Here is an 11517-nt window from a genome sequence, read left to right on the forward strand (position 1 = left end):
AACCAGTTCGTGGCCCAGTTCATCGGCACGCCGCAGATGAACGTGCTGCCGCTGCAGCAGCTGCCGGCACCCGTTGCCCAGCTGGCCCCGGCCGGAGCCGTGGGCGGTGCCATCGGCCTGCGGCCGGAGAACGTGTCGGTGCGCGCCACCGGCAGCACACCGGTGCCCGGTCAGGTCGATCTGGTCGAAGCGCTGGGCGCCGAGACCCTGATCTACGTCAGCACGCCCAGTGGCGCGCAGTTCGTGGCCCGGCAGAACGAGCGCACCGGCCTGCACGCCGGTGACACCGTCAGCCTGGACATCGACGCCTCGCAGGCCCACTGGTTCGACACCGCCGGCCGCATCGTGGCCCGCCAGGCGGCGTGAACATCATGACGCGCGGACAAGAACTGCAAGGCCAGGTGGCGGCCGTCACCGGCGCCGCCTCCGGCATCGGCTTCGCCAGCGCCCAGGCCCTGGCCCACGCGGGCGCCCGCGTGGTGCTGATCGACCGCGACGAGCAGGCGCTGGCCAAGGCCTGCGCCGCCATCGGCGCCAGCGCGTCGCCCCTGGTGCTGGACCTGCTCGATGCACAGCAGTGCGCAAGCCTGCTGGAGCGCACGCTGGCCATCGCCGGACAACTGGACATCTTCCACGCCAACGCCGGCCTGTATGTGGGCGGTGATCTGGTGGACAACGACCCGGACGCCATCGACCGCATGCTGAACCTGAACGTGAATGTGGTGATGAAGAACGTGCACAACGTGCTGCCCCACATGATCGCGCGCGGCCGTGGCGACATCATCGTCACCAGCTCGCTGGCCGCCCATTTCCCCACCCCCTGGGAGCCGGTCTACGCCTCGTCCAAATGGGCCGTGAACTGCTTCGTGCAGACCGTGCGCCGCCAGGTGTTCAAGCACGGCATCCGCGTCGGCGCGATCTCACCCGGCCCGGTCATCACCTCGCTGCTGGCCGACTGGCCGGCCGAAAAACTCGAAGAAGCCAAGGCCAGCGGCAGCCTGATCGAGGCCGCCGAAGTGGCCAACGTCGTGCTGTTCATGCTCACGCGCCCGCGCGGCATGACCATCCGCGACGTCGTGATGATGCCCACCAACTTCGACCTCTGAACCGTTTTTCCTCCGATCCACCATGTACACGATCCTTCACCTCGGACTGGGCTCTTTCCACCGCGCCCACCAGGCCGTCTACGTCCACCAGTTGCGCCAGCTGGGTGACACGCGCTGGTCCATCACCGGCGGCAACCTGCGCCCCGACATGCAGGAGACCATCAACGCCCTGCAGGCCCAGGACGGTTGCTACACGCTGGAGACCGTCACGCCCCAGGGCGAACGCAGCTACACCGTCATCGAGTCGATCCAGCGCGTGATCCCCTACCAGGACGACCTGGCCCCGCTGATCGCCGTCGGCGCCGACCCGGCCACCCGCATCATCAGCTTCACCGTCACCGAAGCCGGCTACTACCTCGACGCGGACAACCGGCTCGACTGGCCCACCTTCCCCGACCTGCGCGCCGACCTTGAAGCGGTGAAGCTGGGCCTGACCGGCCACACCATCTACGGCGGCCTGGTCAGCATCCTGCGCGCGCGCATGCAGGCCGGCGCCGGCCCGGTCACGCTGATGAACTGCGACAACCTGCGCCACAACGGCGAACGCTCGCGCGGCGGCCTGCTGCAGTTCATCGACTCGCTGGGCGATGTCCCCTTGCGCGCCTGGGTGGAAGCGAACACCACCAGCCCCAACGCCATGGTCGACCGCATCACGCCGCGCCCCACGCCCGACGTGGCACAGCGCGTGCAGGCCGCCACCGGCTGGGACGACAAAGCCGCCCTCATGGGCGAGAGCTTCATCCAGTGGGTGATCGAGGACCACTTCATCGCCGGCCGCCCCGAGTGGGAAAAGGTCGGGGTCGAGATGGTGCAGTCGGTGCAGGCCCATGAAGAAGCCAAGATCCGCCTGCTCAACGCGACGCACAGCTGCATCGCCTGGGCCGGCACGCTGGCGGGCTACCGCTACATCCACGAAGGCACGCACGACGCCGCCATCCGCCAGATGGCCTACGACTACGTGACCGACGACGCGATCCCCGTCTTGCTGCCCTGCCCGATCGACCTGGAGGCCTACCGCGACGTGGTGCTCGACCGCTTCGGCAACCCCGCCATCGCCGACACCAACCAGCGCGTGGCCATGGACGCGTTCTCCAAGATCCCCGGCATGATCGCGCCCACCATCCGCGACCAGCTCGCGCGCGGCGGCAGCTTCGACAGCGTGGCCATGCTGCCGGCCTTGTTCCTGGCCTACCTGCAGCGCTGGCACGCCGGACAGATCCCCTACACCTACCAGGACCAGGCCATGGACCCGGCGGTGGCGCACGCCATCTGCGACGCCGCCGACCCGGTGGCCGCCTACGCGGCCGACGCCACCCTGTGGGGCGAAATGGCCAGCCACCCCAAGCTGGTGGAGGCCCTGCGCAAAGCCGATGCGCGCGTGCAGGTCTTCGTGGCGGAGCGCGCCCAGGCCTGAACCGGTGTAACTTAGGCGATCCCGAAGCCGGAGCCCACCATGTCCGTGAAGATGCCCACCGCGCCGCGCCAGCTCAAACCCGAGCTGGAACGCGACTTCACCCGCTCGCCCGAGCTGGGCTACGAGTCGCCCGATGAGGTGGGTTTCGTGCGCTGCCTGGCGCACGGTTTCCCCACGCCGCTGGCGCGCTGGCACTACCACGACGAGTACGAGCTGCACCTGATCACCAGCACCAGCGGCAAGGTGTTCGTGGGCGACTGGATCGGCCCCTTCCAGGCCGGCCAGCTGGTGCTCACCGGCCCGCGCCTGCCGCACAACTGGGTCACCATGGACATGCCCGACGGCGGCGTCGCGCAGCGCGACCTGGTGATCCAGTTCGCGCACGAACCGCTGACCCATGCGGCCGACAACATCCCCGAACTGCGCGAGGTGCTGCCCCTGCTCGAACGGGCGAAGAACGGCATCGAGTTCTTCGGCATGTCCGACGTGGCCGAGCGGCACTGGCACCGCGTCAAGCACGCGCGCGGGCTGCGGCGCCTGACCGCGTTCTGCGACTACCTGGCCGACCTGGCCGCCTGCACCGACTACCGCCTGCTCTCGAGCGTGCAGCTGCAAAGCGACGACGACGACGCCTCCATCGACCAGATCCACGAAGTGGTCAGCCGCATCACCGACCACCTGGCCGATCCGCATTCGGCGGCCGAACTCGCGGCCGAGCTGGGCATGAGCGAGAGCCGCTTCAGCCGCTTCTTCCGCAAGGCCACCGGCAACACCTTCACCGACTTTGTCAACCGCGTGCGCATCAGCCGCGCCTGCCAGCTGCTGATGGACACCGACCAGCAGGTCACCCACATCTGCTACGAGGTCGGCTTCAACAACGTCGCCAACTTCAACCGCCGCTTCCTGGACATCAAGGGCATGACGCCCTCGGAGTTCCGCAAGCAGAGCCTCACGCGCTTTCGCGGCGCAGCGTAGGCCCACGAGCGTCTTTTCGAACGCACCCCACTCCCGTTCGGGCTGAGCCTGTCGAAGCCCTCGCGCGCCCTTCGACAAGCTCAGGACGAACGGCCCTGTCCACGCCCCCAAAACACCTGCCATGTACCTCGGTCTCGACCTCGGCACGTCCGAACTCAAAGCCCTGCTGCTGTCCGACCAGCACCAGGTCATCGCCACCGCGCGTGCGCCGCTGACGGTGCAGCGCCCGCAGCCCCTGTGGTCCGAGCAGGACCCGGCCGACTGGTGGCGGGCGCTGGAGCAGGTCATGGAGCAGCTGCGCACCGAGCACCCGCAGGCGCTGGCCCAGCTGCGCGGCATCGGCCTGTCGGGCCAGATGCACGGCGCCACCCTGCTGGGCGAACACGACCAGGTGCTGCGCCCGGCCATCCTCTGGAACGACGGCCGCAGCGGCGCGCAGTGCGCCCAGCTCACGCGCGACGTGCCGCAGCTCTCGGCCATCACCGGCAACCTGGCCATGCCTGGCTTCACCGCGCCCAAGCTGCAGTGGGTGCGCGAGCATGAGCCCGAGGTCTTCGCGAAAACCCGGCGCGTGCTGCTGCCCAAGGACTGGCTGCGCCTCATGCTCACCGGCGAAGCCGTGAGCGAGATGTCCGACGCGGCCGGCACGCTGTGGCTGGACGTGGGCCGGCGGGACTGGTCCGATGCGATGCTGGCCGCCACCGGCCTGACCCGCGCCCACATGCCGCGCCTGGTCGAAGGCAGTGAAGTCTCCGCGTTCGTCACACCCGCGCTCTGCGCCCGCTGGGGACTGCCGGCCTCGGTGCCGGTGGCCGGCGGCGCCGGCGACAACGCGGCCAGCGCCGTGGGCATGGGCCTGGTGCGCCCGGGCGAGGGGTTTGTGTCGCTCGGCACCTCGGGCGTGGTCTTCGTCAGCGGTGCGGCCTTCGAGCCCAACCCGGCCCAGGCCCTGCACGCCTTCTGCCACGCCCTGCCCGGCCGCTGGCACGTGATGAGCGTGATGCTCAGCGCCGCCAGCGCCCTGACCTGGGCCACGCGCACCTTGGGCTTTGCCGACGAAGCTGCCCTGCTGGCCGCGGCCGCCACGCTGAGCCCCGAGGCCCAGCAACAGGCCCCGCTCTTCCTGCCCTACCTCAGCGGCGAACGTTCGCCGCACAACAACCCGCTGGCCAGCGGCGCCTGGACCGGTCTGCGCGCCCAGCACGGCCGCGAAGACCTGGCCTATGCGGTGGCCGAAGGCGTGGGCTTCGGGCTGCTCGACGGGCTGAACACCATTCCGCCCATGCAGCCCCCACTGCAAAGCCTGTCGCTGGTGGGCGGCGGCTCGCGCAGCGCCTGGTGGGCCCAGTTGCTGGCCGACACCTTCGGCCTGGCGCTGACCGTGCACCAGGACTCGGAAACCGGCGGCGCCATGGGCGCGGCACGCCTGGCCTGGCTGGCCACCGGCGGCGACCTCGACACCGTCTGCACCACCCCACCGGTGCGCCAACGCTTTGTGCCCGACGCGGCGCGCGGCGCGGCTCTGCGCGAGCGGCACCAGCACTTCCGGGCGCTGTACCCGGCACTGCACCCAGCGTCCGGCACCCCCGCCTGATCCCCGCACCGGGGATCCGTCCCCCACGGGGATGACCCGATCCCCGGGGTATGGGAGGCTGCGCGGCAGAAGGAACATCGGCTGCAACATGCGACAAACCGGTCTCCTGTGGTACCACCTCCTGCGCCCAGGGGGACCACCCTGGGCTTGTCGGTCGCACCACACGATCCTCGGTTTTCGCGCGTTTCGCTTCGATGCCTTCTGCCGCGCAGCCTCCTATGGCGAAGCGCGCACATCTCGTTACGATAGGGGCGATGCGCACGCCCCCACTCCTGCTCCGCTGGATCGCTGGCACCCTGCTGCTGGCGCTGGCCCTGGGTGGGGCCAGCGCGGCGTGTGCCGCCGCCGACCGGCGGGATGTGGTGCCGGGCAGCCCCCACTGGATCGACCCCACCGGGCAGGCCACGCTGGACACGGTGACCGCCCTGCCCGCCAGCGAGCTGTTGCCCCTGGAAGGCCACCGCAGCTTCACGCTGGGCCCGGGCGCGCTGTGGCTGCGCCTGGACCTGCCCGCGACCACGCCCGACGGGCCGCAGTTCCTGCTGCTCGACGGCTCGGCCTTCACCGACCACGCCAGCCTCTACCAGCCCGGCGCCGACGGCGGCTGGCACGTGCAGCACGCGGGCGACCACGTACCGGTGGCGCAATGGGCCATCCCCGACCGCTCGCCCGTGTTCGCGCTGGACCCGTCCCCCACGCCCCGCAGCGTGTGGCTGCGGCTGGACAACCACCCCGCCCCGCTGAGCGCACGGGCCTACCTGGTCAGCGCCGATCAGCTGCAGCACAGCCGTTCGTGGACGTTTTTGCTGGTCGGGGGCTACCTGGGCTTTGGCCTGCTGGTGCTGTTCCTGGGCTGGGTCCACGCCCGCCTCTACCGCGACCGCGCCTTCGTCGCCTACATGGTCTACGTGGCCTGCATGCTGGGTTTCCAGGCCGCGTTCACCGGCATCGGCGGGCTGTTCTTCTGGCCCCAGTGGGCATGGTGGAACAGCGCGGCCCCGGCCGTTTTCATGCTCTGGCTCACCGGATCGGGCATCTGGTTCGTGCGCGAGGTCTGCGCGCTTTCGCGCCACAGCCGCCGGCTGGACCGCTGGGTGCTCGGCTGGTCGGCCTTTGGCCTGCTGTACCCGGCCGCCTACCTGGCGCTGCACAACGCCACGGCCTTTGCGGTGCTCAACCTGTACGGCCTGCTGTCGGTGCTGCTGAGCATCGGCCTGTGCCTGTGGGCCTGGCGCAAGGGCGAACGCTACGCGGGCTGGATGGCGCTGGGTTTTCTGCCGGTGCACCTGGGCTACCCCTTTCCCGCGCTGCGCGCCGCGGGGGTGCTGCCCGACAGCTGGGCCGCGCAGTACGCCGTGCTCATCGGCTCGGCGATCGAGATCCCGCTGCTGCTCTACATCCTGCACCAGCGGGCCAAACACTTCAGCGAAAACCGCGCCCGCCTGCGCGCCATGGACGGCACCGACCCGCTGACCGGCCTGACCGTCACCACCGTGCTCAACCTGCGCCTGCGCGACGCGATCCGCCGCGCGCGGCGCTACCACCACCACTGCGCCCTGCTGCTGGTGGAGCTGTCCAACCACGCCGACCTGCGCCTGCGCCTGGGCCGCGAAACCGCCGACCGTGCCCTGGTGGTGGCCGCCGCCCGCCTGGGCCGCGTGGTGCGCGACGTCGACACCGTCTGCCGCGTCACCGACACCCGCTTTGCGGTGCTGATCGAAGGCCCCTGCCGCCCGGAACAGCTGCGCCTGCTGGCCCAGCACATCGTGGCCAAGGGGCTGGAACCCGGCTCCCTGCTGCCCGACGACACCAGCCTGCGGTTTCGGATGGCCACCACCTTGCTGCCCGGTGAGCGCGCCGTCGCCGCCGAAGAAGACGAACGCGTGGAAGCCCGCCGCACGCTTGAGCGCCTGCACCAGGCGCTGGACGAACCGGGCGAAGACACGCGCCGGCCGGTGCTGCACCTGCCGCGCGAAACCGCCTCCGCCGCCGGCTGACACCAAGTTACAGCTTTGCACCGCACTTCACGCCCGGTTCACCCGGCCACGGGATAATTCCGGCCCATGCTTTCTGTCCTCCGCCGTCGCACACTCCTGGGTCTGGCGCCCCTGACGCTGGGTCTCGCACTGGCCGGACCCGCGGCCCAGGCCGCGCTGATCGACCTGCCGCCGATCGACCGCATCACGCGCTACGCGCCCAAACTGCCGCTGCAGGTGTTCACCGCCGACGGCGTGGAAATCGCGCAGTTCGGCGCCGAGCGGCGCATTTACCTGCCACTGGCCCAGACCCCCAAGCTGATGCAGGACGCCTTGCTGGCCATCGAGGACACGCGCTTTCGCGAGCACGGCGGCGTGGACGCCAAAGGCATGGCGCGGGCCGCGCTGGCGCTGATCACCGGCGGGCGCAAGCAGGGCGCGAGCACCATCACCCAGCAGCTGGTGCGCACCATGCTGCTCACGCGCGAGCTGAGCATCGAGCGCAAGACCAAGGAGATCATGCTGGCCTTCAAGGTCGAGGAGGCGCTGTCCAAGGACCGCATCCTGGAGATCTACATGAACGAGATCTTCCTGGGCCAGCGTGCCTACGGCTTCGAGGCGGCGGCGCAGACCTATTTCGGCAAGTCCCTGGGCCAGCTCTCAGTGGCCGAGACCGCCATGCTCGCGGGCCTGCCGCAGAACCCCTACTACGCCAACCCGGTGGCCAACTTCGAGCGCGCGACGCAACGCCAGCGCGTGGTGTTGCAGCGCATGCGCGAGGTCGGCGTCATCGACGATGCGCAGCTCCAAGCGGCGCGCGCCGAGAAGCTGGTCATCCGGCCCCCCGGCCAGCGCAGCATCGACGCCGCGCACGTGGCCGAAATGGCGCGCCGTGTGGTGTTCGAGCGGTTTGGCGAAGGCGCGTATTCCAGCGGCATCCGCGTGACCACCTCTCTGCTGGCGGCCGACCAGCGTGCCGCCACCGCCGCCTTGCAGCGTGGTGTTCTCGCACAGGACCGGCGCACCGGCTGGCGCGGCCCGGAAGCCCACGAAAGCCTGCCCCAAGTCCAAGGGGCCGAACTCGAACGTGCGGCAGCCGAGGCCCTCAAGGAGGTGCGCGACGACGACCTGCTGCGCGCAGCCATCGTGCTGTCGGCCTCGCCCAGGGAGGTCCTGGCCCAGCTGGCCAGCGGCACGGCGGTGCGCATCAGCGGCGAAGGCCTGCAATGGGTCAAGGCAGGCCTGTCAGCCCAGGCGAAGGACAAACTGAAGATCCAGCGCGGCGCCGTCATCCGCGTGATGAAAACCGGCAAGACCTGGAGCATCACCCAGTGGCCCGAGGCCGAGGCCGCGCTGGTCGCGATGGACACCCACACCGGCCGCGTGCGTGCGCTGGTGGGCGGCTTCGACTTCTCGCGCCAGCCGTTCAACCACGTCACACAGGGCTGGCGCCAGCCGGGCTCGACCATCAAGCCGCTGCTGTATTCGGCCGCGCTCGAAGCGCGCGTCATGCCCGGCACCCTGGTGGAAGACCGCCCCTTCACCGCCGCGAACGGCTGGAGTCCGGGCAACAGCGGCGCCGGTTCGGCCGAGGGCCTGCTCAGCTTGCGCCAGGCGCTGGCGCAGTCGAACAACCTGGTCAGCGTGCGCGTGCTGCAGCACACCGGCACCACGCGCGCGCGCGACTGGCTGGGCCGCTTCGGGCTGGAGGTGGCCAAACAGCCCGACAACCTGACGCTGGCACTGGGCACCGGCCAGGTGACCCCGCTGCAGATGGCCCGTGCGTATTCGACCCTGGCCAACGGCGGCTGGTCGCTTGATCCGGTGGTGATCGAAAAAATCACCGACGCCAAGGGCAAAACCCTGTTCGAGGCGCCCCCGCCGGCGGCACTGACCGAAGACAACCGCGCCATCCCGACGCGCAACGCCTTCGTGATGAACAGCCTGCTGGCCGATGTGACGCGGGTGGGCACGGCCGCACGGGTGCAGACCGTGCTCCGACGGCCCGATCTGCACGGCAAGACCGGCACCACCAACGACGTGCTCGACGCCTGGTTCGCCGGTTACCAACCCGGCCTGGCCGCCGTGGTGTGGATGGGTTACGACCAGCCACGCAGCCTGGGCGACCACGGCTCGGGCGCGCGCCTGGCGCTGCCGATCTGGCTGGATTACATGGGCGCGGCGCTCAAGGGCTCCCCGGTGCTGCCGCCGTCCGAGGCGCCGCCCGGGCTGGTCCGCTTCAACGACGACTGGCTCTACGCCGAGTGGGCCGCTGGCGGCGCGGTGGCGAGCATCGAAGACAGCGCCGGGGCCCAGCTGGCCGGCCCACCCACCCTGATCGACGCGATCCGCGAGCTGTTCAAGCCCTGATCAGGCCACAAAAAAAGCCGGCTCCCGAGCCGGCTTTTTACTGGGTGCTTGCGGGTGATCACATGCCGCAGATGCGCGCCTTGGCCTCGGCGTATTCGCGCTTCAGACGCGCCACCAGATCGGCCGCCGGCATCACCTCACGGATCGCGCCGATGCCCTGGCCGCAGCCCCAGATGTCCTTCCAGGCCTTGGCGCTGTTGCTGCCCTCGCCGGTCGAGAAGTTCATCTTGCTCGGGTCGCTGACCGGCAGGTTGTCCGGGTCCATGCCGGCGTTCTGGATGCTGCCCTTGAGGTAGTTGCCGTGCACGCCGGTGTAGAAGTTGCTGTAGACGATGTCGTCCGAGTTGCACTCGGTGATCATCTGCTTGTAGGCGTCCACCGCGCGGGCCTCCTCGGTGGCGATGAAGGCCGAGCCCATGTAGGCGAAGTCGGCGCCCATGGCCTGCGCGGCCAGGATCGCGCCGCCCGAGGCGATGGCACCCGACAGGGCGACCGGGCCGTCGAACCACTCGCGGATCTCCTGGACCATGGCGAACGGGCTCTTGACGCTGGCGTGGCCGCCGGCGCCGGCCGCCACGGGAATCAGGCCATCGGCGCCCTTCTCGATCGCCTTGTGGGCGAACACGTTGGTGATCACGTCGTGCAGGACCACGCCGCCCCAGCTGTGCACGGCCTGGTTCACGTCTTCGCGCGCACCCAGGCTGGTGATGATGATCGGCACCTTGTATTTGGCGCACAGCTGCAGGTCGTGTTCCAGCCGGTCGTTGCTCTTGTGCACGATCTGGTTGATGGCGAACGGCGCGGCCTTGTTGTCGGGGTTCGCCGCGTCGTGCGCAGCCAGGGCCTCGGTGATCTCGGCCAGCCAGTCTTCGAGCTGCGCGGCCGGGCGCGCGTTGAGCGCCGGCATGGAACCCACCACACCCGCCTTGCACTGGGCGATGACCAGCTTGGGGTTGCTGATGATGAACAGGGGCGAGCCGATCACGGGAAACCGCAGGTTCTGCAGAACCGGGGGCAGGGTGCGTTGGCGTTGGGTCATGTCGTCTCCGGAAGGTCAAAAGAGGGGTTGCCGGGCATTCTGGGTGCGCAACATCCACCGGCCTGTCGATGCGGCGACAGGCCAGGGACGGTGCGGTTCGCAGCGGGAATTTAAAAGGCTTCGGCCGGCAGCGCCGTCACCGCGTCGGCGCCTTCGACGATGGCGTCGCGCACGCCCGGCGCGCGGCTGAGCAGGTGGTCGGCGTAGAAGCGTGCGGTGATGATCTTGGCGGTCATGAACGGTGCGTCCTGGCCAGCGGCCAGTTGCTCTTCGGCCACCAGCAGCGCACGCGCCAGCTGCCAGCCCGCCATCAGGTTGCCCGCCAGCAGCAGATAGGGCACGCTGCCGGCGAAGGCGGCGTTCGGGTTGCTCCTGGTGTTGGCGGCGATGAAGTCGACCACGTCCACGAAGGCCAGACGGGCGGCCGTCAGGCGCTTGGCCACGGCCAGCGCGTTCACGCTGCCACGGGCCTTGAGATCGGCCTCGGTCTTTTCGATCTGCGCCGCGATCGCCTTGGCGCTGGTGCCGCCGTCGCGCGCGGTCTTGCGGCCCACCAGGTCGTTGGCCTGGATGGCGGTCGTGCCTTCGTAGATGGTCAGGATCTTGGCGTCGCGGTAGTGCTGGGCCGCGCCGGTCTCTTCGATGAAGCCCATGCCGCCGTGCACCTGCACGCCCAGCGAGGTGACTTCCAGGCTCATCTCGGTGCTGTAGCCCTTGACCAGCGGCACCAGGAATTCGTAGAACGTAGCGTTCTGCTTGCGCACTTCGGCGTCGGGGTGGTGGTGGGCCGCGTCGTAGGCGGCGGCGGCCACGCTGGCCATGGCGCGGCAGCCTTCGGTGGCGGCGCGCATGGTCATGAGCATGCGCTTGACGTCCGCGTGGTGGATGATGGGCGCGGCGGTGGTGAAGCTGCCGTCCACCGGGCGGCTCTGCACGCGGTCCTTGGCGTAACCCACCGCCTTCTGGTAGGCCCGCTCGGACACCGCGATGCCCTGCACGCCCACGGCGTAGCGCGCGGCGTTCATCATGATGAACATGTATTC

General features: G+C 69.8%; 9 protein-coding genes. 7 read left to right on the forward strand and 2 right to left on the reverse strand.

Annotation, left to right across the window (positions count from 1 at the left end; all coding sequences use genetic code 11):
• The 7 genes from RMP09_RS02695 to RMP09_RS02725 form a co-directional block, all read left to right on the forward strand.
• The coding region (locus RMP09_RS02695) for a TOBE domain-containing protein (RefSeq protein WP_310564465.1) at positions 1 to 366 on the forward strand (366 nt) is incomplete at its 5' end.
• A 5-nt stretch (positions 367 to 371) separates the two neighbouring features.
• The gene (locus RMP09_RS02700; protein ID WP_310564466.1) at positions 372 to 1106 is read left to right on the forward strand and encodes an SDR family oxidoreductase; all 735 of its coding nucleotides are present in this window, start codon (positions 372 to 374) and stop codon (positions 1104 to 1106) included.
• A gap of 22 nt (positions 1107 to 1128) precedes the next feature.
• Positions 1129 to 2520: a D-arabinitol 4-dehydrogenase gene (dalD, locus tag RMP09_RS02705; RefSeq protein WP_310564467.1), complete on the forward strand. Its 1392-nt coding sequence runs from the start codon at positions 1129 to 1131 to the stop codon at positions 2518 to 2520.
• Between the two features lie 39 nt (positions 2521 to 2559).
• Positions 2560 to 3495: an AraC family transcriptional regulator gene (locus tag RMP09_RS02710; RefSeq protein WP_310564468.1), complete on the forward strand. Its 936-nt coding sequence runs from the start codon at positions 2560 to 2562 to the stop codon at positions 3493 to 3495.
• 121 nt (positions 3496 to 3616) lie between these two features.
• Complete coding sequence (gene xylB, locus RMP09_RS02715; RefSeq protein WP_310564469.1) at positions 3617 to 5089, forward strand: xylulokinase; 1473 nt, start codon at positions 3617 to 3619, stop codon at positions 5087 to 5089.
• 254 nt (positions 5090 to 5343) lie between these two features.
• Positions 5344 to 7086, forward strand: coding sequence for a 7TM diverse intracellular signaling domain-containing protein (locus RMP09_RS02720; RefSeq protein ID WP_310564470.1), 1743 nt, complete (start codon positions 5344 to 5346; stop codon positions 7084 to 7086).
• 66 nt (positions 7087 to 7152) lie between these two features.
• Positions 7153 to 9435, forward strand: a complete 2283-nt coding sequence (locus RMP09_RS02725; RefSeq protein WP_310564471.1) for a PBP1A family penicillin-binding protein — start codon at positions 7153 to 7155, stop codon at positions 9433 to 9435.
• Between the two features lie 58 nt (positions 9436 to 9493).
• Here the strand turns inward: RMP09_RS02725 and RMP09_RS02730 are convergent, their stop codons facing one another.
• The gene (locus tag RMP09_RS02730; protein WP_310564472.1) at positions 9494 to 10474 is read right to left on the reverse strand and encodes a nitronate monooxygenase family protein; all 981 of its coding nucleotides are present in this window, start codon (positions 10472 to 10474) and stop codon (positions 9494 to 9496) included.
• Between the two features lie 110 nt (positions 10475 to 10584).
• A partial coding sequence (locus RMP09_RS02735) for an acyl-CoA dehydrogenase (RefSeq protein WP_310564473.1) occupies positions 10585 to 11517 on the reverse strand: 933 nt, incomplete at its 5' end.

The sequence above is a fragment of the Hydrogenophaga sp. genome (assembly GCF_031426985.1).
Taxonomy (GTDB): domain Bacteria; phylum Pseudomonadota; class Gammaproteobacteria; order Burkholderiales; family Burkholderiaceae_C; genus Hydrogenophaga.